Below are 25,704 nucleotides of genomic sequence, written 5' to 3'. Positions count from 1 at the left end.
GCGGGCCTACCCCGTCTCGTATCGGACCTGGACCATGCCTTGCTCATCGAAGCGCCGTTCCCGTGCCAGCCGGAGGTTTGCCCTTAGCCCGTCGGGAAACACCCGGGTTCCGCCGCCCACCGTCACGGGCCAGATCATCAGTTCCACCACGTCCACGAGTCCCATCCGGAGGGCCGTTCCGGCCAGGGTGGGGCCTTCAATGGTGAGGTCGCCGGGCGTTTCGGCTTTCGCCCGCTCGACGGCCTGCGCCGTGAGTTCCCTTTCCAATCGGGTCCGTTCCGTCCAGACATCGTCCAGCGTCCTGGAAAAGACCACCTTTCGGGCACGCTTCCAGACCTCGACGAAGCTGGCCGATTCCGGTGACTCGTCGGCTGCGGAGGGGTCGGTCTCCCAGACGGCCATGGTTTCGTACATCCGCCGTCCGTACAGGTACGTGGTCACGTTCGCCATGTCCTCGGTGAGCGCTGCAATCACTGCTTCGGTGGGAAAGGCCCAGGAAAAGTCGCCCTGGGCATCTGCGATGTAGCCGTCCAGGGTTGAGGAAACCGAATAGATGATCTTTCCCATGCGTCAACTCAACCCGGCACCTCAGCGGAGGACAAGGGTGCGATCAGCGGCGCACCGGCACCCCGGCTCGAAACACCATGCCGGTCAGCGGCATGCCGGGCCGGTACGCCAGATGGGCGGCCGAGGGAGCGTTGAGCAGCTGCAGGTCGGCACGGTGCCCGACGGCGAGCGACCCGACAGCCCGTGCACCGTCCCGGTCCTCCCCGGTGTGCACCCGCAGTGCCAGAGCGCCGCCGTAAGTGGCGGCCTGGACGGCTTCCTGCACGGTCAGTCCCATCTGGAGCACAGCGGTGGCCACGCAGAAGGCCATGGAGCTGGTGAAGGACGTTCCCGGGTTGCAGTTGGACGCCAATGCCACCTGCACGCCGGCGTCCAGCAGCTGCCGTGCCGGAGCCAGCGGTGCCCGGGTGGACAGGTCGCAGGCGGGCAGGCATGTTGCCACGGTGCCGGGAACTCCGGTACCCGCATCCCACCCGGACCATGTGTCCGCGAGCGCGGCCACGTCGTCGTCGGACAGGTGGTTCACGTGGTCGACGCTGGCCGCCCCGAACTCCACGGCGAGCCGCACACCGGCCCCCGGGCCGAGCTGGTTGCCGTGCACCCGCAGCCCCAGGCCCGCATCCCGGGCCGCCTGCAGCACCCGGCGGGACTGTTCCTCGGTGAAGGCTCCCTTTTCGCAGAAAACGTCTGCCCACTGCACATACGGGCGCACTGCAGCGAGCATGTCGGTGCAGACCAGCTCCGTGTACTCGTCGGCGTCGGCTCCGTCCGGAACGAGGTGCGCGCCCAGGAAGGTGACGGTGTCCGCCACTGTGGAAGCGATCCGGGCATGCCGGCGTTCCTCCTCCACGCTCAACCCGTAGCCGGTCTTGGTTTCCAGGTACGTGGTGCCGCCCGCTGCGGCTTCGGCAGCCCGGGCCAGGAGCATCCGGGTCAGGTCATAGTCCGACGCCGCCCGGGTGGCTTCCGTCGTGACGGCGATCCCGCCTGCTTCGTAGGCCTGCCCCGCCATCCGTGCCTCGAACTCCGCGCTGCGGTCCCCGGCAAACACCAGATGGGTGTGCGAGTCCACCCAGCCCGGAAGCCCGGCCCGCCCGCCGGCGTCGATGACCTCGTCAGCCGCCGGAGCGTTCCCCGCCGGGCCGATCCAGCTGATCCGTTCCCCCTCGAACACCACGGCCGCGTCCCGCAGCACGGGGGTATCCGCGGTGTCGTCCTGGGTGGAAAGTTCACCGATGTTGGTGATCAGTGTTGAAGCGGAGCTCATGGGCGCCGGGTTCCTTCCAAGCGGGTTTCGTGCACTGGGGCGGCCGCAGAGTCGACGGCGGCAATGGCCTCCCGCAGCAGGGCGGCCGGGTTTCCGAGTGAAGTGTGCGAACCGTTCCGGGCGCGCAGCCGGCCCCCGACGACGACGGCGGTTACGTCCGCAGCGGTGGCGGAGAATGCCAGCTGGTCGGGCCGCGATCCGGCGGTCCTCAGGCTGTGCGGGTCCACGGCCGTCAGGTCGCAGGCCTTCCCCGTTTCCAGCCCGGGCGCTGTCCGTCCCTGGGCGCGCGCACCGGCGTCGGACGCGGCGAAATGCAGATCGCTTGGAGCAAAGGCCCCGCGCTTGCCGCTCCGCAGCCGCTCTCCGTATTCCAGTGCCCGCATTTCCAGCCACGGATCGACGACGGCGTGCTGGTCACTGCCCAGCGCCAGGGCAACTCCGGCTTTCCGCAGGGCTGACGCCGGGCCGAGCCCGTCAGCTAGGTCCGCTTCCGTGGTGGGGCAGAACACCGCAGTGGCCCCGGCCGCTCCCAGCAGGGCGACGTCGGCGTCGGTCAGGTGCGTGGCGTGGACGGCCGAGAGCCGCGGGCCGAGCAGCCCGTGCCGGTGCAGCAGCCCGGTGGGGGTCAGCCCGGTGGCAGCGAGGCAGTCGGCGTTTTCCTGCGGCTGTTCGGACAGGTGGATGTGCAGCGGAATCCCGGCTGGGAGCCGCTCCGCGATGCGGGCCAGTGCAGCTTCCGGTACGGCGCGGACCGAGTGCAGGGCGGCCCCGACACTCACCTGCTCCGGATCGAACCGCTCCCCGACCACCGCCTGCAGCGACGCGAACCGCTCCAGCCAGGCATCGGCGTCGGCATCCCCGAACCGCCGCTGCCGGGAGTCCAGCGGTGTCCCCGAACTGCGTGTCCCGGAACCGCCTGGTCCGAAACCGCCGGAAAGATAGCAGGTGTCCAGCAGGGTCAGCCGGATGCCGGCGGCAACTGCGGCCCGGGCCAGGGCCAGTTCCATTGCGTGCCCGGGATACGCGGAGCCGTCCGGCGCATGGTGCACATAGTGGAATTCGGCCACGCTGGTGTATCCCGAGACCACCATCTCCGCGAAGACCGCCGTCGCCAGCTGCTCGTAGAGTTCCGGCGTGAGGGTGCCCGCGGCCGAGTACATCTGCTCGCGCCAGCTCCAGAAGTCCCCGGCGCTGTGGGTGCGTCCACGCAGCACCCGGTGGAAGGCATGCGAGTGGGCGTTGGCGGCTGCCGGATAGACGACGCCGGACAGCACCAGGTCCCCGGGTTCGGCTGCCGTTCCGGGTGCGGCTGCCTTGACTTCGCCGGCGGAGCCGACCGTCAGCCGGATGCCTTCCCGGATACTGCCCTCGTACCACCCGGCCTCGCACCAGACGGCAGCACCCCCGGGCGGAGGACCCTCGATCAAAGGGCCCGCCGCACCGCTCACAGCAGCGCCTCCAGGGCGTCGGCGAGCGCCACGGCGCCGGCATCGGCGTCCTCGGCCTCCACGTGTTCCTCCGGGGAGTGCGAGATCCCGGTCGGGTTGCGGACAAACAGCATTCCGGAAGGCACGTGTCCGGCGAGGATGCCGGCGTCGTGCCCCGCCCCCGTGGCCAGCACCGGGGCCCCGGGAAGAGCCAGCTCCAGGCTGCGGCCCAGTGCGGCGTCGAAGCTGACTGCGCCGGTCCACGATTCCGGTGTCAGGGAGACGGTGCAGCCTTCGAACGCAGCGATTTTCTGCGCCTTGCCGTGGATGTTTTCCACGAGGGCCAGAGCGGTGGTGTCGTCGGGGTGCCGGGCGTCGAGCCAGAGGTCCACCCGGGAGGCGATGACATTGGTGCCGCCGGGCACCGGAGCGATGCGGCCCACCGTGGCCCGGGCACCGTCGACGGCTTCGGCGGCCTTCTGGACGGCAACGATGATCTGCGCGGCTGCAACCATGGGGTCGGCGCGGTCCGCCATGGCCGTGGTGCCGGCGTGGTTTCCCTGCCCGGAAACGCTGATCCGCCAGCGGCCGTGGCCCAGCACCGATCCGCCCACTGCCACCGCCGGTCCGTCCTCGCCGAGCCCGCGGCCCTGCTCCACATGCAGTTCCACGAAGTCGCCGATCCGGGCCAGCGCCTCGTCGTCGCGTCCCAGCCGTGCGGGGTCGAGTCCGTTGGCCCGGGCGGCGTCGGCGAAGGTGGTGCCGTCGGCATCGCGCAGGTTCCGGGCCTTGTCGGCATCGATTTCGCCGGTCAGCAGCCGCGAGCCCAGGCAGGCGACCCCGAAGCGGGATCCTTCCTCTTCCGGGAAGACGGTGATGGCGAGGGAGCGGTTCCGGCTAATCCCGCGCCCGCGCAGCAGGTCCACGGCGGCAAGCGCGGAGGCCACCCCCAGCGGCCCGTCGAAGGCTCCGCCGCCCGGCACCGAGTCCAGGTGGCTGCCGGTCACCAGTGCCCCTCGTTCGGGTTCTCCCCACCAGGCCCAGAGGATGCCGTTGCGGTCCGTTTCCCCGTCCAGGCCACGGCGCTGTGCCTCCTGGACGAACCACTCGCGGAGCGTCAGCTCCGGTGTGGAGAACACCGGGCGCGAGTAGCCGCCGCGCCGGGAATCCCGTCCGACGTCGGCAATGGAAGCGAGCAGGCCGGTAACAGTGTCCATGGTTCTCTCCAGGCGGGGGGCTTATTCGTTCATGGGGATGCGTACTCCGCGTTCTGCGGCGACGTCCGCTGCCCGGGAGTAGCCGGCGTCCGCGTGCCGCATCACGCCGGTGCCCGGATCATTGGTCAGAAGGGTTTCCAGTTTACGGGCGGCCAGCTCGGTTCCGTCCGCCACGCCCACCTGGCCGGCGTGGATGGATCGGCCGATGCCCACGCCGCCGCCGTGGTGCAGGGACACCCAGGTGGCGCCGGAGGCAGTGTTCAGCAGGGCGTTGAGCAGCGGCCAGTCCGCAATGGCGTCCGACCCGTCGGCCATGGCCTCGGTCTCCCGGTAGGGTGAGGCCACCGACCCCGAATCCAGGTGGTCACGGCCGATCACAATGGGGGCGCTCACCTTGCCCTCGGCGACGAGCCGGTTGAACAGGAGCCCGGCCTTGGCACGGTCACCGTAGCCCAGCCAGCAGATGCGTGCGGGCAGGCCTTCGAACTCGACGTGTTCGGCCGCGGCGTCGATCCAGCGGTGCAGGCGGAGGTTCTCGGGGAACAGCTCCTTGATGGCTGCATCGGTCACCGCTATGTCCTGCGGATCGCCGGAGAGCGCCACCCAGCGGAAGGGCCCCATTCCCTCGCAGAAGAGCGGACGGATGTACGCGGGGACGAAGCCGGGGAAGTCAAAGGCCCGCGCATAGCCGCCCTGGCGTGCTTCGTCGCGGATGGAATTGCCGTAGTCGAACACTTCGGCACCCGCGTCCTGGAATCCGACCATGGCGGCAACCTGCCGGGCCATGGATTCGCGGGCCTGCTTGGTGAAGCCTTCCGGATCCGCGGCGGCTTCGGCCTGCCAGCGGTCCACGGGGATACCGGCGGGCAGGTAGCTCAGCGGGTCGTGGGCGGAGGTCTGGTCGGTGACAATGTCGACGGTGACCTCCCCGGCCTGCTGCCGGCGCAGCAGCTCCTCGAACACTTCGGCGGCGTTGCCCACCAGCCCCACGGACAGGGCACGTTTTTCGTTCCGTGCAGCCATAACGCGGGCGACGGCGGTGTCCAGGTCCGGTGCCACCTCGTCCAGGTAGCGCTTCCCGACGCGTCGGCGCAGGCGTGACTCGTCGACGTCGACAATCAGGACCGCCCCGCCGTTCAGGGTGACAGCCAGCGGCTGCGCACCGCCCATGCCGCCGCAGCCCCCGGTCAAGGTCAGGGTGCCGGCCAGGGTGGCGTTTTCGTCGCCGAAGAGCTTCCGGGCCACGGCCCCGAAGGTTTCAAAGGTGCCCTGCAGGATGCCCTGGGTGCCGATGTAGATCCACGAACCGGCGGTCATCTGGCCGTACATCAGCAGGCCCTCCGCTTCCAGCCGGCGGAACTCCGGCCAAGTGGCCCAGTCCCCCACCAGGTTGGAGTTGGCGATCAGGACACGCGGCGCCCATTCGTGGGTGCGGAAAACCCCCACCGGTTTGCCCGACTGCACCAGCAGTGTTTCGTCGCCGGCCAGCGTGGAGAGGGTCCGGATGATGGCGTCATAGGCTTCCCAGCTGCGGGCAGCCCTCCCGGTGCCGCCGTAGACCACCAGGTCCTCGGGCCGTTCGGCTACTTCCGGGTCCAGGTTGTTCATCAGCATCCGCAGCGGCGCCTCGGTCTGCCAGCTGTGCGCGGTGAGGGTGGTGCCGCGGGGCGCCCGGATGCGGCGGGACGGGTCAGAGGTGGAAGACATAGCCAGACCGTAGCCCCCGGGCGGTTCAGGGTACATCCACCCCGGTGGTGACGTCTGGGATGCCAGACACATTGGAAGCAGGCTGCGGCCGGGCACCGAGCCGGCGGGAAAGCTCTGCGGCGCACCGCAGCAGAGCGGGCAGGACCTGGTCCGCCAGAGCCTCGATGCCCGGTACCGGTGCACGGTTTGGTGCGGTCAGGGTCAGGCCGGCAACCGCATGCCCGGAGCGGTCCGGCACGGGCACGGCAATGGAAGAGAATCCCTCGGTGACTTCGTCCTCCTCCCAGGCATAACCGCGTCTTCGGACCTCTTCAAGCAGGCCCGGCAGGCGGGCACCGCTGCTGCGGGAGGACCGCACCGCCCCGGGGTCCGGGTAGAGCGCGCGCAGCTGTGCACCGGTCATCCCGGCCAGCAGGACCCGGCCGCTGGCAGTGCGGTGTGCCGGGAGCCGGATGCCGGCGTCGGTTACCAGCGGCTGCTGGCGCGGAGCCCGTTCCTCGATCACGTAAATCACGTCCGTTCCCTGCAGCACTGCCAGATGCGCGGTGAAGCGGGTCTGCGCCACCAGCCGGCGCAGCGGGAACCGGGCAATGCGCTGCAGCGGAGCCTGCCGGGCATAGCCGGTGCCCAGTTCGTGTGCCGTAGCACCGAGGGCATACCGGCGTTCTTCCGGCAGGTGCACGGCAAACCCATCGCTTACCAGCGCCGCGAGCAGGTGGTAAGTGGTGGAGCGCGGCAAGGAAAGGTCCCGCGCGACGGCGGACGCACTGACCGGTCCGGCCTGTTGTCCCAGATAGCGCAGGATGGCCAGGACCTGGGCTGCGGCCGGGACCTGGACACGGGTATAGGCGGCGGGCATGTCCAGAGTCTAGGCCAGTGTCTGGGATCCCAGAAGCCGAATCTGCCCGGGTCCCTCCCCGCACCGGATTGAAAGGGCAAGATGGATAGCAACCACCGGCACGAGCAGGCCGGGCACCTAAGCCCGGACCGCCAAGTTGCCGAAGCGCAGGAGGAATAAGCATGCAGGCAAGGGACAACGTGGGCACGGCCGCCGTGGAGCTGGGGGTCGGTCCGCTCTCCGGCGAAGATATCCTCGCCGTCGCCCGGCACGGGGTGCGGGTGTCGCTGGCTCCCGAGGCCCTGGCTGCCCTGGCCTCCTCGCGCGGGGTCATCGAGGCCCTTGCCGCAGACGACAAGCCGCACTACGGCGTCTCCACCGGGTTCGGTGCCCTGGCGGTCAAGCAGATCCCGCCGGAGCAGCGCGTCCAGTTGCAGCGCTCGCTGATCCGCAGCCACGCGGCGTCGTCGGGCTCCGAAGTGGACCGGGAGGTGGTGCGTGCCCTGATGCTCAACCGCCTGGCCACGCTGGCCACGGGCCGGACCGGAGTGCGTCCCGCCGTCGCACTGGCCTACGCGGGGATACTCAACGCGGGCATCACCCCTGTGGTCGGTGAATACGGGTCCCTGGGCTGCTCCGGAGACCTTGCTCCCCTCTCCCACTGTGCCCTGGCGCTGATGGGTGAAGGGGAAGTGCGCGACGCCGGCGGGCAGCTGGTGCCCGCTTCGGCAGCGCTCGCCGCGGCCGGGTTGGAACCGGTGGAGCTGCAGGAGAAGGAGGGGCTTGCCCTGATTAACGGCACGGACGGGATGCTGGGCATGCTGACCCTGGCCATCGCGGACCTGCACCGGCTGCTGGCCACGGCGGACCTCGCCGCGGCCATGAGCGTGGAGGGCCTGCTCGGCAGCGACAGTGTGTTTGCCGCCGACCTCCAGGCGCTGCGGCCCCAGCCCGGGCAAAGCGAATCAGCCGAGAACATCCGCTCGGTCCTGTCCGGATCGGCGTTGATCGAAGAACAGAAGACGGGCGGATTCACCCGGGTGCAGGATGCCTACTCGCTGCGCTGTGCGCCCCAGGTTCATGGCGCCGCCCGCTCCACGCTGCTGCATGCCGAAGCCGTGGCAGCAGCCGAGCGGGCATCGGCCATCGACAACCCGGTGGTGACGCTGGACGGACGGTTGGAGTCCAACGGCAACTTCCACGGCGCCCCGGTGGCCTATGTGCTGGATTTCCTGGCCATCGCCGTCGCGGACGTGGCCTCCATGAGCGAGCGGCGCACCGACCGGTTCCTGGACCGGTCCCGCAGCCACGGCCTCAATGCCTTCCTCGCCCACGACCCCGGTGTGGACTCCGGGCACATGATCGCGCAGTACACGCAGGCCGGAATAGTCTCGGAGCTCAAGCGCCTGGCGGTGCCGGCATCAGTGGATTCCATCCCGTCCTCCGCCATGCAGGAGGACCACGTTTCCATGGGCTGGGCGGCGGGGCTGAAGCTGCGCCGGGCACTGGACGGACTGACCCGGGTACTGGCCATTGAGCTGCTGACCTCGGCGCGGGGTCTGGATATGCGCGACGGCGGCACGGCCACTTCCCGGAGCGCTCCCGCAGTGACGGCGGCACGGGCCGTGATTCGGACTGTTGTCCCCGGCCCCGGTCCGGACCGGTACCTTGCCCCGGAAATCGAGGCTCTCAGGGTGCTCGTCGACGGCGGCTCCCTGCTGGCAGCCGTGGAGGCGGAACTGGGTACCCGCCTGCACTGATTTTCCCTCCGAAGGAACTCCCCGCCGTCCGGAGGCGATCCCCCGGTGCTCCCCCGGCGCTACGCTGTCCAGATGGCGCTACGCTGTGCAGATGGCGCTACGCTGTGCAGATGGCGCTACGCTGTGCAGATGGCGCTACGCTGTGCAGATGAATGAGCAAGAGCATCCGGAAGGAACTGCCCGCCGGCTGACGGCCCGGATTACCGGGGAGGTCCAGGGTGTCGGATTCCGGTACCGCACCCTTCGGCAGGCCGTGCGGCTTGGCTTGACCGGTGTGGTCTCCAATGCGGCGGACGGATCCGTCCATGTGGTGGCCGAGGGCAGGGAACCGGCCTTGGACGGACTTCGGGAATTCCTGCGCGGCCCGAAGGCACCGGGCGTGGTGGCCGACGTCGAAGAATCCTTTTCCCCGGCCACCGGAGAATTCCGCGAGTTCAGCGCCGAATAGCACAGTCGATTACTGCACTGCCGGGTTGCTTCCGAGCACCGGGCCGCAAGACCTGCGGGTTAAAAGGGAAAACGCCGGCAGACTTGGGGCTGGTTGGGGGAAACAACCCTAGTCTGCCGGCGTCCGGACCGGTCACTACTCGGTCCATTCATCACTCGCACCCTTATGAGGTACTAACGACGATAAACGGCCCGTCTGGGTAGGTGCTGAAGACAACCTGACAACTACCTGAGTATGCGGCGCCGCTGAAGATCAGGCGGCGACGAGCTGACGCGCGACTGGACCACCGGGACGGGCTGCACCGGCGGAGAGACCACAGGACGGTGCGCTTGTCTGGCGGGGAAGAATTTCCTGCTGAGCCGTGCGGATCCCGGGCATGCTCATGCCGGTCTCGGAGTGGGCAGCCTTCGCTTCCGGAGCCGCAGCTCGTTCGGGCTTCTTGGTTCCGGCCGACCCGCTGTTGGAGGCCTTCCCCCCACCGGAACCCTTCCCTGCCGACCCCGGCTTCTTGCCGCCGGTGCTCTTTTTCGGAGCAGTGGAGGCCTGGCCGACGGTGCCGCGCGAGCCGTTGTTGTTGGCGGGGCGGGACTTTGCAGCCTGGGCCTTCTTCGGCTGGGCAGGCTGTTTCGGAGCAGCCTTCTTCTTGACGGCGGACTTGTTCACGGCGGACTTGTTCACAGCGGACGTGCTGCCAGTCGACTTTCCGGGAGCAACCATCGCAGCGGCCGCAGCGGCGGACTTCTCGGCGGCCACGGCAGAGGTCATTGCAGCCGTCCGTGCCGTCAGGGCGGCAGCCACGTCCAGGGCATCCACCGTCTGGGGCATCCGCACGGATACGCCGGGGCGGCCATGCGGCGAGGCCGGACGGAGAGCGGCCATGATTTCTTCCGTCGCTGACCGCGTGGTGTCCACGAACACGGCGGCGGCGCTGTCATCGGGTGCGGCTTCAACCCGCTCGCGTGCGGCCCGGTTGAGGACGCGGTAAAGCGCCGAAATGACAATCAGCAGGGACGCACCCGTGCCGTAAAGAAGAATCAGGGAAAAGGCGAGCGAGGTGGTCCCGCCGGAAAAGAAACCAATGCCGATAACGGCAGAAATCAGCCACAGCGTACTAAGAATTTCCAGGATGGAACGAACCCGGATGTAAAGCGGACGCTGCTGCACGCCAACAAATTTTGGCGGCAAGAAATGTGGCACTGAGACTGACCTTTCGGGCACCGAATTTTTAATGCATTCGGATTTTTGGGAACGCGGTTGTTACTACAACTCTAGGCATGTCTCGGGAACCTAATGACCATACGCGCGCACCTTGGCTGATTCGTTACGCGCCGACTGGTGAGACTTTCGTCACACTTGCACCCGAGCGGGACTAAGGGCCTTCCGAGCATCATTTCCCCCGGTCTCGGCAAGCAGGATTCCCGCTGCCAGCTCTGCGATGGCGGACGAGGTCTGGAACCCGTATCCGCCTTGTCCCGCCAGCCAGAAGAACCCCGGCACAGCCGGATCCCAGCCCGCTACGGGCAACCCGTCGGGCGCCTCCGTCCGCAGCCCGGTCCAGGCCCGGGCAACCCCTGTGATGCCCATGGTTGTGACACTGTTCACCACCTCCACGAGCGCCTGCACATCCGCGTTCCGTGGCCGGGCATCCTCCGCCACGCTTGGTTCACTCTCCGCCGGCGAGATCAGTACCTGCCGGCCCTCCGGCCTGTAGTAGAACCGGTCAGAGGCGTCAGCCACCATCGGCGCACCGGCTTCCAGCGGTCGCTCAACCTCGACGACGGCGGCGGTGCGGCGATAAGGCGTGAGCCGCAAGGGATGCGCCCCAAAGATACCGGCGAGAGTGTCCGCCCAGGCGCCGGCCGCGTTGACCACCGTGGAAGCCTCGAAGCGCATGCCCGGTGCAGACACCTTCCATCGCGTCCCCTCCCGGGCCTGCCGGGCCGCTTCGACCCGCTGCCCGGTAATGATCCTTCCCCCCGCTGCCAGCAGCCGTGCCCGATGGAATTCCAGCAGGGCGTCCGTGTTGCAGGACACCGAGGTGGTATCCAACCCGGCGGCGCTGAAAGTCTCCGGCCGAAGCTCCGGCGCCAGCCCCAGGGCTTCAGCCGGCATGACCGGATGCATGTGGGTGCTTGCCCTGTCCCGCACCGCCTCTTCATCCCCGATCAGCAGGAAGCTCCGCGGCGCCAGGATCGGCTCGGACAGATCTGCTTCCGCTGCCCGAATCAACGCCAGGGTACGCAGGGTCAGGTCCTGGATAAGGGGCGGACCGTAGCTGGGGATCAGCTGCCGGGCCGAGCGCGAAGACGTGTGGTAGCCCAATGTCGGTTCAGCTTCCACCAGGACAACGCCGCCTGCCCTCCCCCGGGTTTCCGGGGATGCCGCCAGCCGAGAGGCTACTTCGGCGGCCAGGGACAGGCCTGCAATTCCTCCGCCGATCACCAGGACGCCGCAGGAAATGTCAGCGGTCATGGAAGGTCCTTTCCAGGGTAAGGATGGTGGCATCGTCAGCGCTTTCGTCCAGCTCTGACTGCAGCGTGCGCAGGGCCAGCAGCATCTCCTGGGCGGGGACTGCGGAGCCTGCCGCCGCCAGGAAGCCGCCCGGCCCGCCGACAACGCCCAGTTCCACCGCGCGCCAGGCACCGTCGGAGGCAAGCACCACCCGCCGTGCCGGGCCAAGCCGGACAGTGCGTGCCTGGTACGCGGCTTCTGCTTCCCGCCGGGCCACCCACAGCCGTCCGGGAGTATTGCGCAGTTCCCGGTCCAGCACCCGCAGCTCGCGTTCCCGCACCGGGTCCGCCGAAAGTTCGGTGCCGATCCGGATATCGGCAGGTTCGTGGGTGACATGGACCAATGAGCCGTCCTCCAGTTCCACCACGGCGTGGCAGTCCGCCAGTGCGAGGATCTCCACGCCGTCCCCGGTCAGCTGCGCCAGGCACAGGGCAGCAGACGGGAAGCGGATCCGCTCCTCGCCGGCCAGGGTGCGGGCCAGCTGGTCCATCCGGGTCAGGGCGTCGGCCAGCACCTGCGGGGCGGGTGCAACACCGGCCGCCATCGCGGCATCCGTCAGCAACAGGTCGAGATTCCGGGCGTACCAGGCCGGGTCCGAGGGGCCCGGCAGTCCGAGCTGAGGCAAGAGGGCACTGGCGCCGTCGATTACCCAGGCGGTGGCGCCCGCGTAGCCGCAGGTGTCCTCCTGCACGTGCCCGTCGCCTTCAGTGGAAATCCGGACGGAGTGCTTCCAGCTGCCGGCCGCCACCGGGCTAGAACCTCTCCCGGTCGCCGGTGAGGATCTCCATCAGGGTTTCCGAGCCCACCAGGTTCAACCCGGGAGCGTCATCGGAGTTTGCCAGCAGAATGGTGGCAATGCAGAGGGCCCAGCCGCGGGCCCGCTCCCAGATATAGGGATCCTCGTCGTATTGCGGGCCAAGGGCGGCCCGGAACGCGCGCCTGCCCTCGGCCTCGAACACCAGCCAGGCGGTGGCCAGATCAGTGGCTGGATCCCCAGCTGTCATATCACCAAAGTCGATCACGGCCTGCAGGGCGTTGTCCTTGGAAATGAGGTTCGCGGAATGCAGGTCCCCGTGCAGCCACAGCGGCGGTCCGGGCCAGGCAGGGAGTTGCTGCACCTGGTCCCAGAGTTCCCCCACCCGGGCGGCATGCGGCACCATGCCGCTGTCCAGTCGTTCCAGCACGGAGTCATACCGGCTGGACAACGGCCCCCCGCGGTACGGGTTGCGGGGGTAGTCCGATGGCGCCGGGCGGTGGAATGCGTTGAGGAACCCGGCCAGTCCGGAGGCCAGGCACACGTTGCGGTCCCGCGGCTGCAGCGAGACATCCTGCCCGTCAAACCAACTGGTGATGCTCCACGGCCAGGGGTAGAGCGCGGAGGGCGTGCCGCAGAACACGGGGGCCGACGTCGCGACGGGCACATCTGCGGTCAGGTCCGGCAGCCACCGCTGTTCGTTCGCGGTCAGCCCGGCGGCGGAGCGGCGGCGCGGCAACCGGATGGCGTAGTCGGTGCCCAGCCGGTAAATGTGGTTGTCCCACCCGCTGCCCGCTGACCGCAGGTCCAATTCGGCCAGATCGGGCCGCTGTTCCTGCACCAGCTGACGGACCAAAGCCAGATCGGCGGAGATATCAGCTGCGGGAAGGTTGGCCATTTCGAAAGCCTACCCGGCAGCTGTGTCTCCGGTCACCTTGAGGAAGCTCCCGCTTAAACGGCAGGACCCCGGCAGGCACAATGCCTACCGGGGTCCCCCGTCAATCTCTCGCTGCGTTAGCCCTGCACGCCGAGGCGTTCCAGGATAAGCTCGCGGACGCGGCCGGCGTCGGCCTGCCCGCGGGTGGCCTTCATAACGCCGCCCACGATGGCGCCGACGGCCTGGACCTTGCCGCCGCGGATCTTGTCCGCGACGTCCGGCTGGGCCGCCAGTGCGGCGTCGATCGCTTCGAGGAGGGGGCCGTCGTCGGACACCACGGCCAGGCCGCGCTTATCGATGACTTCCTCCGGGGTGCCTTCGCCGGCGAGGACACCGTCGAGGACCTGGCGTGCCAGCTTGTCGTTGATCTTGCCGGCCTGGACCAGGCGGTCCAGTTCCACGATGAGCTCGGGCGTGACGCCTACGTCCACCGGATCCACTTCGGCTTCCTTGGCGCGGCGGGCAACCTCACCCATCCACCACTTGCGGGCAACCTGTGCGGAAGCGCCGGCGGCAATGGTTTCCTCGATGGCTTCCATGACTCCGGCGTTGACGACGTCGCGGAACTCGGCGTCGGAGTAGCCCCAGTCTTCCTTGAGCCGCTTGCGGCGCTCGGCCGGCGGCTCGGGCAGGCGGGAGCGCAGCTCTTCGATCCATTCCGTGGTGGTGACCACGGGCAGGAGGTCCGGTTCCGGGAAGTACCGGTAGTCGTCGGCGTCGGACTTCGGCCGACCCGAGGTGGTGGACCGGGTGTCCTCGTGCCAGTGGCGCGTTTCCTGGACAATCTCGTTGCCGGAGTCCAGGACGGCGGCGTGGCGCTGGATCTCGAAGCGCACGGCGCGTTCGACGGCGCGCAGTGAGTTCACGTTCTTCGTTTCCGAACGCGTGCCGAACTTTTCCTGGCCGTACGGGCGCAGCGAAACGTTGGCGTCGCAGCGGACATTTCCGCGCTCCATCTTCGCGTCGGAGACACCGAGATTCTTCACGATTTCCCGGATGGCTGCCACGTAGGCCTTGGCCAGTTCAGGGGCACGCGATCCGGCGCCCTCGATCGGCTTGGTGACAATCTCGACCAGCGGCACGCCGGCACGGTTGTAGTCCACCAGGGAGAAGTCGGCGCCCTGGATGCGGCCGGCGGCCCCGCCCATGTGGGTGAGCTTGCCGGCGTCCTCCTCCATGTGCGCGCGTTCGATCTCGACGCGGAACACGGTGCCGTCTTCAAGCTCAATGTCCAGGTAGCCGTCGTACGCGATGGGGTCTTCGTACTGGGAGGTCTGGAAGTTCTTGGGTGTGTCCGGGTAGAAGTACTGCTTCCGGGCGAAGGTGCAGGATTCTGCAATCTTGCAGTTCAGCGCCAGGCCGATGAGGATCGAGTACTCCACGGCCTTCTTGTTCACCACCGGCAGCACGCCGGGCATGCCCAGGTCCACCGGGGTGACGGCCGTGTTGGGCTCGTCGCCGAAGATGTTCGGGGCATCGGAGAACATCTTGGTTTTGGTGTTCAGCTCCACGTGGACCTCGAACCCCAGCACCGGGTCGTACTTCTCCATGGCCTCTTCGAAGGACAGGGTTTCATCCTGGATATGGACGGACATTTACTTCACTCCTCCGAGTACGGGTGCCGAGGCCAGCAGCGGGCCGCCCCACTTCTGCTCGAGCAGGCCCTCCAGGGCTGCGCCGGCACGGTAGAGGCGGATGTCTTCGCGGGCCGGGGCCAGGAACTGGATGCCGACGGGCAGTCCGTCGGACAGGCCGCCGGGGATGGAGATGCCCGGCACGCCGGCCATGTTGGCCGGGATGGTGGCGACGTCGTTCAGGTACATGGCCAGCGGATCGTCCAGCTTTTCACCGAGCTTGAAGGCCGTGTTGGGCGAGGTCGGGGAAATGAGCACGTCGGCCTGGGCGAACGCGGCGTTGAAGTCGCGCTGGATCAGGGTGCGCACCTTCTGGGCCGAGCCGTAGTAGGCGTCGTAGTAGCCGGCGGAAAGGGCGTAGGTTCCCAGGATGATGCGGCGCTTGACCTCGTCGCCGAAGCCGGCGGCACGGGTGGCACCCATGACACGTTCGATGGTCAGCGGCGGCTCGGCGGGCAGCTCGCGCATGCCGTACCGGACGCCGTCGTACTTGGCCAGGTTCGAGGAGGCCTCGGACGGCATGATCAGGTAGTAGGCGCCGAGGGCGTACTTGAAGTTGGGGCAGGACACCTCAACGATTTCCGCGCCCGCATCCCGCAGCATGTCCAGGGACTCGGTGAAGCGGGCCTGAACGCCGGCTTCGTAGCCTTCGCCCTGGAGTTCCTTGATGACGCCGATCCGCATGCCGGCGACGCTGCCGTTGCGGGCGGCGTCGGCCAGTGACCCCACGGGGTCCGTCAGGGAGGTGGAGTCGCGCGGATCGTGGCCGCCGATGAGTTCCTGCAGCAGGGCAGCGTCAAGCACGGTGCGGGAGACCGGGCCGATCTGGTCCAGCGAGGAGGCCATGGCGATTGCGCCGTAGCGGGAGACGCCGCCGTAGGTGGGCTTCACGCCCACGGAACCGGTGACGGATGCCGGCTGGCGGATGGAGCCGCCGGTGTCGGTGCCCAGTGCCAGCGGAGCTTCGAAAGCGGCGACGGCGGCTGCGGACCCGCCGCCGGATCCGCCGGGAATGCGGTCCAGGTCCCACGGGTTGCGGGTGGGGCCGTAGGCAGAGTGTTCCGTGGAGGAGCCCATGGCGAACTCGTCCAGGTTGGTCTTGCCGAGCATCGGCAGGCGGGCGGCACGGATCTTCGAGATCACCGTGGCGTCGTAGGGGCTCATCCAGCCCTCGAGCATCTTGGAGCCGGCTGTGGTGGGCTGGCCCTTGGTGACGATCAGGTCCTTGATGGCGATGGGGACGCCGGCCAGTTCGTGCAGTTCCTCGCCGTTGGCGCGTGCCTTGTCGACGTCGGCGGCAACCTGCAGCGCCTCATCGGTGTTGACGTGCAGGAAGGCGTTGATGGCGCCGTCCACCTCGGCGATGCGGTCCAGGTGGGCCTGTGTGACCTCGACGGCGGACACTTCACCGGCAGCCAGCTTGGCGGCCAGCTGTGCGGCGCTTGATGTAATCAGTTCACTCATGGAAGCTTTTACTCCTCATCCAGGATGGCAGGGACCTTGAAGCGGCCGGCGGCGTTGTCCGGGGCGCCGGACAGTGCTTCTTCATTGGTCAGCGTCTGCCCCACAACGTCTTCACGGAAGACATTGACCAGCGGGATGGGGTGGGAGGTTGCCGGGATGTCCTCGCCGGCAACTTCGCTTACGGATTTGATCGAATCCACGATGACATCGAGTTCGCCGGCCATCTTGTCCAGCTCGTCGTTGGTCATCTCAATGTGGGCCAGCCGCGCCAGATGCGCCACAGCCTCACGATTGATCTCAGACATGAGTCTCCCATGCGTCTTTTAGGAACGTTTTTCGGCTTTACGCCGGTATCCGTTCCAGTCTACGGCGTTTCGGGGCAGGGCATGGAGGCCGCCGCCACACCCTGCCGGCACGCTGCCACACGCTGCCGACGCGCTGCCGACGCGCAAAAGCCGTCCCGCCGCCGTCGGGCACCGGGACGGCCGGGGCCGCGTACTGATGAAGGACTAAACGGCCTTGCGGAACACCCAGAGAATGTAGTCTTCGCCGGGAACGGTCCAGTCCCGCTCCGGAGCCCGTTCAAACCCGCAGGACAGGTAGAGGGCATGGGCGTTCAGCATGGTGGTCATGCTGGTGAGGCTGACCGCCTCGATACCGTCCTTGTTCCGGGCGTAATCGACAATGGCGTTAACCATCGCGCGGCCCACTCCCCCGCGCTGGAGGGTCGGATCCACGGCGAGCATCCGGAATTCCAGTTCGCCTTCAATCGCGATGTCGGTGTAGGGCTGGCCCGCGTAGGTGATTGCGGCGGAGGCAGCCACCTTGCCGTCGAGCTCTGCTACCCACAGCTCGGTGTGCTTGGCGCGGTCCTCGACGTTTTCCAGTTCCTTGACATAGGGGTTGTCGGCCTCGATGTGGTTGCCGTGCAGGTAAGCCTCACGGGTAATCCGGCGGATGTCGTCAAAGTCAGCCTCGGTGGCAAGCCGGATGGTGATGCTCATGCGTGGTACGAGTCCTTAAGATCTTGGTTGAAGTGCACGTAGATTCTATCCCCGCCACGCCGCGGTTCCGGACGGCGGTGAGGAGGCGCACAGGTTCAACCGCAGCGTCGGCGGCGCGATTACCTCCGACGGACTGAAGCGCACTCCACGCAGAAGCGGGTTTCGGGGCGGATTTCGAGCCGGGCCGTCGGGATCGCCGTCCCGCAGCGTTCGCAGATGCCGTAGCTATCGGTGTTCAGGCGTTCCCGTGCCTCCATCAGTTCAAGGAGCGAGGTTTCCGCTGCGGCCAGCAGTGCCACCTCGTTGGCCCGTTCTACGGAAACCGTGGTTCCTTCGGGATCGTGCTCGTCGTCTGCCGGAATGTCCTTGGCGGCCAGGGTGACTTCGCGGATCACGGCCGTAAGCGTACTGATCTGCTCGCGGGCGTGTTCCATCCGCTCGTCGATCAGGCGGGCAAAGTAGCCCGCGTCCAGTTCCGGCGGGGTCTGTGGTGTGGGGGTCTGCGGGGCGGGCGTCTGGGTGGTCGTCGCCTGCGGGGCGGGCGTCTGCGGGGCGGCCGCTACCGGCTCGGGCGTTCCGCGGATGGTTTTGCGGGGGGCCGTGGGTGCTTTCTTAGGCATGCGTTTTCCTCCTGTGAGTCGGTGCTGCACGGGATGCATCGGGAATAAATTATCCGACGTCGGAGCGGGGAAACGGGCCCCGCAGGACGGTCCTTTCCTCAGGGCTTAATCCCGGTAAGATTCGGCTCAACTGTCCGAAGTCCGGGGGAATGATGGTTGACACGTTCTACAACGAGCCGCGGTTGGTGGCTCTCTATGACGAAGACAATGCCGGGCAATGGGACACCGACTTTTACGCCGGTTGGATTGGCGATAAACCGCTCCGCATCGCCGACGTCGGATGCGGTACCGGCAGTTTCGCCGTGCGTCTGGCGCAGGCGGGCCACACAATGACCGGCGTCGATCCGGCCTCCGGCATGCTGGAGATGGCGCGGTCGCGTGACGGCGGCGAACTGATTACGTGGCTGCAGGGTACCGCCGCGGATCTGCCTCCGGGTCCGTTTGATGCTGCCCTGATGACCGGGCATGCGTTTCAGTGCCTCCTGACGGAGGCCGAGATCCTCGAAACGCTGACGGCCGTTCGGTCGCGGCTTGTGCCCGGTGGCACCTTCTATTTCGAGACCCGGAATCCTGCGGCGAAGGCCTGGCTGGAGTGGGACAGCGGCAATGCTGGCCCGTCGGTCCAGGAATCTTCTGCGGGAACTCTGGAGGTGGAGTGGGAGCTGATCTCGGTGGAAGACCAACCCGACGGCGCGTTGGTCACCTTCGAGGACCGCACCGTCTTCCGGTCCGACGGCGAGCGGTTCGTCAGCCGCAGCACATTGAAGTTTGTGCGGGCAGAGGTGCTGAAGGAGCTGCTGGATCGGGCCGGGTTCGGCTTCGTGGACTGGTACGGAGACTGGGAGGGCGGACCGTTCATGGAAACGTCCAGCCGGGAGATCATTGTGGCCGCGCGGCGGTAGCCCGGGAGTAGGTGCCACTAGCTGTACTGTCACGTTCTCGGGGCGCGGGGGCAGGGGCAGGACGTCCCCCCACCGAGGCACCGCCCGGGCAGGACGTTCCATGGCCGCGCGCGATTCGTTTGGCTCAAGATCGCCGGGATCGACGTCTGGGCGGCTCAGAATGGTGCTGTTTCCTGATTGGGTTCGGCCTGCACATAATCCTTCCGCAGGTGGTCCAACTGCCCATGGTCCTTTCGCGGGTCCGATGCTGTGTCCGGTGGTCCAAGTTCCAGAAACGGCTCTGTGCGGTAGACCCGGCCGGTAGGCGAAGTCCACTCGATCACTCCGGGGGTGGGTTGGGATGCTTTCCAGAACCCCAGGGTCTTGTACCGGTGGTGCCGACGGCACAGGTGTTCCAGGTTTCCGTGGTCCGTGGGTCCGCCCCGGGCCCAGTCGACGGTGTGGTCGATATCCGCATTTGCGGTGCTGACCCGGCAGCCGGGGAACCTGCAGGTTCCATCCCTTGCCCGGAGCCATCGGCGGAGTCCTGCCGGGACTTTTCTGCGCCGTCCCACGCCCAGGATTTCACCTGTCTTTGGGTCCTGGGCCAGTCCGGTCCAGCCGGCGGCGTTGCGGGCGAGCCTGCGTGCCGCTTCGGCACTGATCGGACCGTAACCGTGCAGTTCAGCCGGCTGGTCGTCAGCTCCGAAGAGGGTCTCTGCGTTGATCAGGACCATGATTTCCGCCCGAGGGACGATCTCCTCGTCCGGCCCGGTTGGGCGATCGTGTGCGCCCTCGGGGCCGCTGCCAAGACCGGTTCCGTCCGCGTCCCGGGCGGCTGCGCCAGTGTCATTCCTGGTGTCGCCGGTGCCGGGTCGGGTTCCAGTCGCGTCTCGGGTTCCGGTCGCGTCTCCGGTTCCGGTCGCGTCTCCGGTTCCGGCCTCGTCCCGGGCGGCTGCGCCAGTGTCATTACTGGTGTGGCCGGTGCCGGGTCGGGTTCCGGGCGCCGTAAAAAGTCCCCGGCTGCCGCCCATGAGCAGCTGCGCCAGAATATCCGCACGCAGCTGGTCCGTGGTCCGGGAATCCCCTCCCGCCTGCTCACCCCGCGCCGCAGCGCTTAGCGCCGTATAGATCTGCTGCGCTTCCGCTGCACGCAGATAGGCCGACAGGCAGGACATGCCGTCCTCCTCCCGGTCCAGGGTGACCTTGCGCTGCTCGAACGCGGTCAGGTGCCGTGTGCTGACGGTCTCCGGATAGCATTTCTCCCGCAGCCGGCGGGCCTGGGCGGAGAACTGGGACCGGGTCTGGCCCTCCGCAGCCGCCAACAGGTCCGCTTCGAACCCGGGGAGTTTCTCCGCAGGAACGTTCTGGCACTGGTCCAGCACCACTTGGGCGTGCTGGTAGGAAAGGCGTCCCTCTTCCAGCCCGGTCAGGGTTGCCGTATGGGAAGTGCACAGGCTTATCGCTTCGCTGAGGAGCCGCTGTCCGGTGACCTGCGGGACATTCAGGATGGTCGCGCATTCGGAAGCTGCGAGGCTGAAGGCCAGCCCCGGGTCGATCCATTTGAAAGCGGCATACATGTCGTCGCGGAAGAGCTCCCCCATCCGGTTGACCAGGCGGGCTTCCTGCGCCTGCATCCAGGACATCAAATGCGCCATCCGGGACAGGGCCTCGGCGACCGTCTGCGCATCAAAGGCTTCAACGTTCTTCAGGGCCAGCGTTCCGGTGAAACCGTCTGGGAAATCGGAGGCAGAACTATCGGCTCCGGAGGCACCGGCATCAGTGGTCTCGCCGTCAGGATTGAGGTTGGTGGCGGGAGCTTCGGGATCGGCTGGCTCGGCAGAGGAGGGGCCGGCATGAAGAGGGCCGGCATCGGGAACGGGATTCTCGGTTGACTGGGCGCCGGCCTCGGCGTCGTTCTCCGGAGTGGCAGTGGAAGTGTAGGCACCCGCGCCAGCGGTCCCGTCAGGCTTGGCAGGTTCGGCAGGCTTGGCAGGCTCGGAGGTGGCCAGTTCAGCCCGGTACACCGACAGGGTGCAGGCCGCACAGGGCGCATCTGTTTCCCCAGTGCTGCCATCCGGCTGCTGGTCTTTCCTGCCCTGCTCTTCGGTTGTCGGTTCGGTGTTCCCGAGCTGATCCATACCTCAGGATTTCATCCGGCACTGACATTTCCGGCCCAAAAACAGGTCAAAACCGGCCCCTTCGGAAACGGAAAATACCCGTCTTTCGAACGCAACTACCTACCCACAAACCAAGCCCCCGGCGGCGCTGAGCCAAACCCGTTCAAACCCCGAAACAGCACCTAGTGACCTCCTCCTGGCAGGGTTGGCGGCGATGAAGGAGCGTTTCTCAGGCTGCCTCGTCAAACTCAAACTCCGGTCATATGAGCCGTTTCAGAAGTTCCCCAGCGCTTCCCGGAGCATCCGGTGGCCTTGTTCCTCAAACTTATGGTCACCGAATTGGTACGCCCAGGCAGCGGTCGAAACAGCTTCCCTCAGCAGCGCTACGTTCCAGAGTTCGCTGTCTCTGAAGTTTGTACCGTAGCCCTCGAAAAAGGCGGCCTCCAGATGGCTACGAGACCTCCATTGCTGCACCGCCAACCGACAAAGGTCGGTCATGGCAGGACGGAATTCGAACCGGCCAAAGTCGATGATCCTCAACTCGCTGCCGTCCATGAGCCAGTTGCGAGGTTGCCAGTCACCATGGGTCGGAACGAGAACCACCGGCTTGGGCCGATAGGCGCCGAGAATGGCCCCGGCCTGTTTAACGCGGGATTTGGAAATACGGTGCGGCTTCTCCAGCCAAGACAACGCTTTGGCAGTGGACCGCACCTCATAGTCGACGTCAGTACGCGCAGTTTGCTCATGGAATATCCGCAAAAGACTGCCGGCCTGCCGATACGTTTCCGTGTCGTATTCAGCTGCGGTCCCCTCAACGAGAGAACCTTCCAGATACTCCGTGACCAAGGTGTTTTCGGAACGGTCCGACTGTACGAGCATGGGCGCACGCTCCAGCCGCGCCCACACGCTGACCCAGGACTCGTGGGCGTCTATCTCACGGCCGATGTGGTGGTTGGAAGGCCCGGCAGCTTTGATGACGTACCTGCGCTGTGCGTCCGCTACTTCAAGGACCGCGGTATCCAGTAGCTTCCAGGAGAGATCGGTAACGAGACGCACCCCCGGGAGCCAAGCCTCGACAAGTTCAGCCTGCCGCGCGCTCAGCCGGTTCCGATGCCAAGATTCCATCCCAGCAGACTAGCGTCCGGGGACAGCTAGCCCAGAAGCGCAGCCCCGGCGACAGTGACGGCGTCGAGCCGCTCGGCGTCGTTGGCAGGCTGCGGCGGACGCTGGACAGGCACACCGGCCTCCTCGGCAATCAGGGCACCGGCTGCGTAGTCGTATTCGTTGAGACCGCGCTCGATATAGGCGTCCAGGGAACCGTCCGCCACCATGCACAGGTCCAACGCCGCGGACCCCAGCCGCCGCACATCGGCGAACTGCCCGGCCAATTGGGGCAGGGCCGCGTACTGCTCCGACCGCACGCCGGCGTCATAGGAGAACCCGGTGCCGAGCAGCTTCCCGACCCGCTGCGGATCGGGACCGGTTAGCTTCCGGACGCTGCCGTGCTCAGCCAGCCAGGCGCCATGCCCGCGGGCCGCCGAATACACGCGCACCAGAGCAGGAGCGTGGACGACGCCGGCCAGCCACTCGCCGTCGTCGTTCACCGCTGCCACCGAGGTGCCGTAATAGACGATGTCGCGGATGAAGTTGGTGGTGCCGTCCAGCGGATCGATGGACCAGCGGATGCCGGAGGGATGCACCGGGACAGCCGGCTCGAGCTCCTCCCCCAGCACTGTGTCGTGCGGGCGCAGGCGGGCCAGGACTTCCCGAACCGCCACCTCGGCTGCGGTGTCGAAGTCGGTGACCCAGTCGCCGTCGGCACTCTTGTTCACCGCATTGAGTCCGCCGGCCGAGCGCTGTGCCAGCACAGCGGCACCCGCTGCGGCAGCCTCGCGGGCCACTTCGAGCAGTTCCAGCGGGTCCGCCGCGTCGGGCAACGGCATCATTCGGACTCCCCGGCCAGCGCGGACTCCGGCTCAGGTTCGGGTAGCGGGCCGCCCGGCACCGATCCCTCGGCCAGCAGCGTGCGGAAGCCGTCTTCGTCGATCACGCGGACACCCAGCTGCTCTGCCTTGTCCAGCTTGGTGCCGGCGTTCTCCCCGGCCACTACATAGTCGGTCTTCTTGGAAACCGATCCGGAAGCCTTGCCGCCGCGGGTCAGAATCGCTTCCTTCGCCTCGTCGCGGCTGAAGTTGGGCAGCGTGCCGGTGACGACGACGGTCAGGCCCTCCAGCGTCCGCGGCACGGATTCGTCGCGCTCGTCGGCCATCCGCACCCCCGCAGCAGCCCAGGCGTCCACGATCTCGCGGTGCCAGTCCTCGGCGAACCATTCCTTCAGCGCGGCGGCGATCGTGGGGCCGACGCCGTCGACGTGCGCCAGCTGCTCTTCCGTGGCGGAACGGATGGCGTCCATGGAACCGAAGGCACCGGCCAGGGCGCGTGCCGCCGTCGGGCCTACGTGCCGGATGGACAGCGCCACCAGGACCCGCCACAGCGGCTGGGCCTTGGCCTTCTCAAGCTCCGTAAACAGCTTGTGCGTAGTGGCACTGGGCACGGACGGCTTCTTGGCGGTGCCCTTGGTGTAGAAGTACGGCACGAGTTCGGTCCCGTCCACCACGCCCTTCACCCGCTTCGGCCGTTCGATCCGCACGTCCGCCAGGTCTTCGATCTTCAAATCGAACAGACCCGCTTCGCTGCTGAGCGGCGGGGTTTCAGGCTCGGCCGGCGAGGTGAGCGCGATGGCCGCTTCCCAACCGAGCGCCTCGATGTCGAAGGCACCGCGCCCGGCCAGGTGGAACACCCGCTCGCGCAGCTGCGAAGGACAGGACTTGGAGTTGGGGCAGCGGATATCCACGTCCCCTTCCTTGGCCGGCTTCAGCTCCGTGCCGCAGGAAGGACAGTGGGTGGGCATCACGAAGTCGCGTTCGGTGCCGTCACGGAGTGCGACGACGGGGCCCACGATTTCCGGGATCACGTCACCGGCCTTGCGCAGCACCACGGTGTCGCCGATCTTCACGCCCTTGGCCTTCACCACGTCCTGGTTGTGCAGCGTGGCCATCTCCACCGTGGAACCTGAAACCAGCACCGGCGTCATCATCCCGTACGGCGTGACCCGCCCGGTGCGGCCGACGTTCACGCGGATGTCCAGCAGCTTGGTATTCACTTCCTCCGGCGGATACTTGTAGGCCACGGACCAGCGCGGCACACGCGAGGTATTGCCCAGGGCCCGCTGCAGGGAAAAGTCATCGACCTTGACCACAATGCCGTCGATTTCGTGGGAGAGATCGTGCCGGTGCTCGCCGTTGTCGGCAATGTACTTCAGCACTTCCTCGTAGGTGTCCAGCACCTTGTAATAGGGCGACGTCGGCAGTCCCCACTGCTTCAGCAGTTCGTAGGTTTCGGACTGGCTGGCCACGTTGAGTCCTTCGCGCGCCCCGATGCCGTGCACGTACATGCTCAGCGGGCGGCGGGCGGTGACTTCGGGGTCCTTCTGCCGCAGGGAACCGGCGGCGGCGTTGCGCGGGTTGGCGAAGGGGGCCTTGCCCGCTTCCACCATGGTTTCGTTCAGGTGCGCGAACTCCTTTGAGGGGATGAAGACCTCGCCGCGGATTTCCATTTCCGCCGGGAGGTCCTCGCCCTTGAGGGTGCGCGGGATGGAGGCGATGGTGAGTACGTTGTGGGTGATGTCCTCCCCCGTCGTGCCGTCCCCGCGGGTGGCGGCCCGGACCAGTTCGCCGTCGCGGTAGAGCAGGTTGACCGCAAGGCCGTCGATCTTCAGCTCGGTCAGCCACTTGATCTGCGCACCGGGGGCAATGTTGGCCACGGAGGACTCGGCCTTGCGTACCCAGGCGTCGAGCTCGTCGAGGGAGAAGACATCCTCGAGGCTGTACATCCGCTGCAGGTGTTCCACCGGCGAGAACGCCGCGGATACTTCGCCGCCTACCTCCTGGGTGGGCGAGTCATTGGTGACCAGCTCCGGGTGCAGCGCCTCGATCTCTTCCAACCGGCGGTACAACCGGTCGAACTCGGCGTCCGAAACCAGCGGTGCGTCTTCGTTGTAATACGCGAAGCGGTAGCGGCGCACCTGCTCGGAGAGCGTCCGGTACTCCTCGCGCAGGTCGTCTGCGGGCGGGGTGTCCGTGCTGACCGACTCGACGGCGGCTTCTGTGTCCGTGGGTTCCGGGGATGTCTTGGCTGTGCTCACCTAACCAATCTTGCCGTATAGCGCCCGGTTGCGGGAGTTGCGCGGGACGGCGACGCCGGACGTTCGGTCCGGCATCGGGATCGCCAGCCAAACAGGTCCATGGCCTGGATGAGGCGAACCCGAGCCGTACTCGCCGCCCTGGCCTCTGCCTCAGGACCCGAACGTCGGAGCCAACCACTCCGTTGGACCAAATCCAGGCCGCCATCCTTCAGGCAGTAGTTAGCCGATGTTCTGCACGGCGGACTTCGCCCGCGCACCCGCACCCGCAGCCGTCTCATCATTCTGCGACAGCGTCTGCTTCACCAACGCAATAATGTTCCGCGTCTCGTTGGCCGCGTTCCGGA

22 protein-coding genes are annotated in these 25,704 nt (G+C 67.3%); 3 read left to right on the top strand and 19 right to left on the bottom strand.

Annotated elements, in window-relative coordinates:
* Positions 1-6: 6 nt before the first annotated feature.
* Genes LJ760_RS16450 through LJ760_RS16425 form a run of 6 tightly spaced genes read right to left on the bottom strand, consistent with a single transcriptional unit; the run spans position 7 to position 7,044 of the window.
* Entirely contained in the window at positions 7-567 is a 561-nt protein-coding gene (locus LJ760_RS16450; RefSeq protein ID WP_227924407.1) for a dihydrofolate reductase family protein, read from the bottom strand.
* Positions 568-610: 43 nt separating this feature from the next.
* A complete protein-coding gene (gene hutI, locus LJ760_RS16445) occupies positions 611-1,834 on the bottom strand; it encodes an imidazolonepropionase (RefSeq protein ID WP_227924406.1) in 1,224 nt (407 codons plus the stop codon).
* The gene (locus LJ760_RS16440; protein ID WP_227924405.1) at positions 1,831-3,282 is read right to left on the bottom strand and encodes a formimidoylglutamate deiminase; all 1,452 of its coding nucleotides are present in this window, start codon (positions 3,280-3,282) and stop codon (positions 1,831-1,833) included. Before LJ760_RS16440 ends, hutI begins: the two co-directional genes overlap by 4 nt.
* Entirely contained in the window at positions 3,279-4,478 is a 1,200-nt protein-coding gene (locus tag LJ760_RS16435; protein ID WP_227924404.1) for an allantoate amidohydrolase, read from the bottom strand. The genes LJ760_RS16440 and LJ760_RS16435 overlap by 4 nt, the downstream gene beginning before the upstream one ends.
* Positions 4,479-4,499: 21 nt before the next feature.
* A complete protein-coding gene (gene hutU / locus LJ760_RS16430) occupies positions 4,500-6,185 on the bottom strand; it encodes a urocanate hydratase (protein WP_227924403.1) in 1,686 nt (561 codons plus the stop codon).
* A gap of 25 nt (positions 6,186-6,210) precedes the next feature.
* Positions 6,211-7,044 carry an IclR family transcriptional regulator gene (locus tag LJ760_RS16425; protein WP_227924402.1) on the bottom strand — a complete coding sequence of 278 codons (834 nt, stop codon included), beginning with the start codon at positions 7,042-7,044 and terminating at the stop codon, positions 6,211-6,213.
* 161 nt (positions 7,045-7,205) lie between these two features.
* Between LJ760_RS16425 and hutH the strand changes: the two genes are divergently transcribed.
* Both hutH and LJ760_RS16415 read left to right on the top strand, forming a co-directional pair.
* Positions 7,206-8,783, top strand: a complete 1,578-nt coding sequence (gene hutH / locus LJ760_RS16420; RefSeq protein ID WP_227924401.1) for a histidine ammonia-lyase — start codon at positions 7,206-7,208, stop codon at positions 8,781-8,783.
* Positions 8,784-8,931: 148 nt separating this feature from the next.
* The gene (locus LJ760_RS16415) at positions 8,932-9,231 is read left to right on the top strand and encodes an acylphosphatase (protein WP_227924400.1); all 300 of its coding nucleotides are present in this window, start codon (positions 8,932-8,934) and stop codon (positions 9,229-9,231) included.
* 252 nt (positions 9,232-9,483) lie between these two features.
* Here LJ760_RS16415 and LJ760_RS16410 read toward each other — a convergent pair whose 3' ends face one another.
* The 9 genes from LJ760_RS16410 to LJ760_RS16370 form a co-directional block, all read right to left on the bottom strand.
* Complete coding sequence (locus LJ760_RS16410; protein ID WP_227924399.1) at positions 9,484-10,395, bottom strand: hypothetical protein; 912 nt, start codon at positions 10,393-10,395, stop codon at positions 9,484-9,486.
* A gap of 183 nt (positions 10,396-10,578) precedes the next feature.
* Positions 10,579-11,703, bottom strand: coding sequence for an NAD(P)/FAD-dependent oxidoreductase (locus LJ760_RS16405; RefSeq protein WP_227924398.1), 1,125 nt, complete (start codon positions 11,701-11,703; stop codon positions 10,579-10,581).
* The gene (locus LJ760_RS16400; RefSeq protein ID WP_227924397.1) at positions 11,693-12,490 is read right to left on the bottom strand and encodes a hypothetical protein; all 798 of its coding nucleotides are present in this window, start codon (positions 12,488-12,490) and stop codon (positions 11,693-11,695) included. The genes LJ760_RS16405 and LJ760_RS16400 overlap by 11 nt, the downstream gene beginning before the upstream one ends.
* A 4-nt stretch (positions 12,491-12,494) precedes the next feature.
* Positions 12,495-13,394: an aminoglycoside phosphotransferase family protein gene (locus tag LJ760_RS16395; RefSeq protein WP_227924396.1), complete on the bottom strand. Its 900-nt coding sequence runs from the start codon at positions 13,392-13,394 to the stop codon at positions 12,495-12,497.
* Between the two features lie 116 nt (positions 13,395-13,510).
* Positions 13,511-15,028 (bottom strand): Asp-tRNA(Asn)/Glu-tRNA(Gln) amidotransferase subunit GatB, encoded by a 1,518-nt coding sequence (gene gatB / locus LJ760_RS16390; RefSeq protein ID WP_227924395.1) that lies wholly within the window; start codon positions 15,026-15,028, stop codon positions 13,511-13,513.
* Positions 15,029-16,531: an Asp-tRNA(Asn)/Glu-tRNA(Gln) amidotransferase subunit GatA gene (gatA, locus tag LJ760_RS16385; RefSeq protein WP_227924394.1), complete on the bottom strand. Its 1,503-nt coding sequence runs from the start codon at positions 16,529-16,531 to the stop codon at positions 15,029-15,031. It abuts the gene before it with no gap.
* Between the two features lie 8 nt (positions 16,532-16,539).
* On the bottom strand, positions 16,540-16,836 hold the full coding sequence (gene gatC, locus LJ760_RS16380) for an Asp-tRNA(Asn)/Glu-tRNA(Gln) amidotransferase subunit GatC (protein WP_227924393.1): 297 nt from the start codon (positions 16,834-16,836) through the stop codon (positions 16,540-16,542).
* A gap of 204 nt (positions 16,837-17,040) precedes the next feature.
* Complete coding sequence (locus LJ760_RS16375) at positions 17,041-17,535, bottom strand: GNAT family N-acetyltransferase (protein WP_227924392.1); 495 nt, start codon at positions 17,533-17,535, stop codon at positions 17,041-17,043.
* Positions 17,536-17,654: 119 nt separating this feature from the next.
* The gene (locus LJ760_RS16370; RefSeq protein ID WP_227924391.1) at positions 17,655-18,155 is read right to left on the bottom strand and encodes a TraR/DksA family transcriptional regulator; all 501 of its coding nucleotides are present in this window, start codon (positions 18,153-18,155) and stop codon (positions 17,655-17,657) included.
* Between the two features lie 149 nt (positions 18,156-18,304).
* On the opposite strand from LJ760_RS16370, the gene LJ760_RS16365 reads away from it, so the two are divergent.
* Positions 18,305-19,057 (top strand): class I SAM-dependent methyltransferase, encoded by a 753-nt coding sequence (locus LJ760_RS16365; RefSeq protein ID WP_227924390.1) that lies wholly within the window; start codon positions 18,305-18,307, stop codon positions 19,055-19,057.
* Positions 19,058-19,212: 155 nt separating this feature from the next.
* Here LJ760_RS16365 and LJ760_RS16360 read toward each other — a convergent pair whose 3' ends face one another.
* The 4 genes from LJ760_RS16360 to ligA form a co-directional block, all read right to left on the bottom strand.
* The gene (locus LJ760_RS16360) at positions 19,213-21,177 is read right to left on the bottom strand and encodes an HNH endonuclease signature motif containing protein (RefSeq protein WP_227924389.1); all 1,965 of its coding nucleotides are present in this window, start codon (positions 21,175-21,177) and stop codon (positions 19,213-19,215) included.
* A 252-nt stretch (positions 21,178-21,429) separates the two neighbouring features.
* Entirely contained in the window at positions 21,430-22,281 is an 852-nt protein-coding gene (locus tag LJ760_RS16355; protein WP_227924388.1) for a phosphotransferase, read from the bottom strand.
* Between the two features lie 26 nt (positions 22,282-22,307).
* Positions 22,308-23,102: an inositol monophosphatase family protein gene (locus LJ760_RS16350; RefSeq protein WP_227924387.1), complete on the bottom strand. Its 795-nt coding sequence runs from the start codon at positions 23,100-23,102 to the stop codon at positions 22,308-22,310.
* Positions 23,099-25,360, bottom strand: a complete 2,262-nt coding sequence (gene ligA / locus LJ760_RS16345; RefSeq protein WP_227924386.1) for an NAD-dependent DNA ligase LigA — start codon at positions 25,358-25,360, stop codon at positions 23,099-23,101. Before ligA ends, LJ760_RS16350 begins: the two co-directional genes overlap by 4 nt.
* Positions 25,361-25,704 lie beyond the last annotated feature (344 nt).

The organism is Arthrobacter sp. zg-Y895, assembly GCF_020731025.1.
In the GTDB taxonomy this organism is placed as follows: Bacteria; Actinomycetota; Actinomycetes; order Actinomycetales; family Micrococcaceae; genus Arthrobacter_B.
This window is presented reverse-complemented; position numbering and strand designations above follow the sequence as displayed.

Bases quoted from the DNA above. Each gene is read 5' to 3' on its own strand.
- LJ760_RS16425 (WP_227924402.1), bottom strand. From the start codon at position 7,044: ATGCCCGCCGCCTATACCCGTGTCCAGGTCCCGGCCGCAGCCCAGGTC.
- LJ760_RS16360 (WP_227924389.1), bottom strand. From the start codon at position 21,177: ATGGATCAGCTCGGGAACACCGAACCGACAACCGAAGAGCAGGGCAGG.
- hutU (WP_227924403.1), bottom strand. From the start codon at position 6,185: ATGTCTTCCACCTCTGACCCGTCCCGCCGCATCCGGGCGCCCCGCGGC.
- LJ760_RS16405 (WP_227924398.1), bottom strand. From the start codon at position 11,703: ATGACCGCTGACATTTCCTGCGGCGTCCTGGTGATCGGCGGAGGAATT.
- LJ760_RS16435 (WP_227924404.1), bottom strand. From the start codon at position 4,478: ATGGACACTGTTACCGGCCTGCTCGCTTCCATTGCCGACGTCGGACGG.
- LJ760_RS16350 (WP_227924387.1), bottom strand. From the start codon at position 23,102: ATGATGCCGTTGCCCGACGCGGCGGACCCGCTGGAACTGCTCGAAGTG.
- gatB (WP_227924395.1), bottom strand. From the start codon at position 15,028: ATGTCCGTCCATATCCAGGATGAAACCCTGTCCTTCGAAGAGGCCATG.
- LJ760_RS16375 (WP_227924392.1), bottom strand. From the start codon at position 17,535: ATGAGCATCACCATCCGGCTTGCCACCGAGGCTGACTTTGACGACATC.
- hutI (WP_227924406.1), bottom strand. From the start codon at position 1,834: ATGAGCTCCGCTTCAACACTGATCACCAACATCGGTGAACTTTCCACC.
- LJ760_RS16365 (WP_227924390.1), top strand. From the start codon at position 18,305: ATGATGGTTGACACGTTCTACAACGAGCCGCGGTTGGTGGCTCTCTAT.
- LJ760_RS16355 (WP_227924388.1), bottom strand. From the start codon at position 22,281: ATGGAATCTTGGCATCGGAACCGGCTGAGCGCGCGGCAGGCTGAACTT.
- gatC (WP_227924393.1), bottom strand. From the start codon at position 16,836: ATGTCTGAGATCAATCGTGAGGCTGTGGCGCATCTGGCGCGGCTGGCC.
- LJ760_RS16415 (WP_227924400.1), top strand. From the start codon at position 8,932: ATGAATGAGCAAGAGCATCCGGAAGGAACTGCCCGCCGGCTGACGGCC.
- LJ760_RS16450 (WP_227924407.1), bottom strand. From the start codon at position 567: ATGGGAAAGATCATCTATTCGGTTTCCTCAACCCTGGACGGCTACATC.
- hutH (WP_227924401.1), top strand. From the start codon at position 7,206: ATGCAGGCAAGGGACAACGTGGGCACGGCCGCCGTGGAGCTGGGGGTC.
- LJ760_RS16370 (WP_227924391.1), bottom strand. From the start codon at position 18,155: ATGCCTAAGAAAGCACCCACGGCCCCCCGCAAAACCATCCGCGGAACG.
- gatA (WP_227924394.1), bottom strand. From the start codon at position 16,531: ATGAGTGAACTGATTACATCAAGCGCCGCACAGCTGGCCGCCAAGCTG.
- LJ760_RS16395 (WP_227924396.1), bottom strand. From the start codon at position 13,394: ATGGCCAACCTTCCCGCAGCTGATATCTCCGCCGATCTGGCTTTGGTC.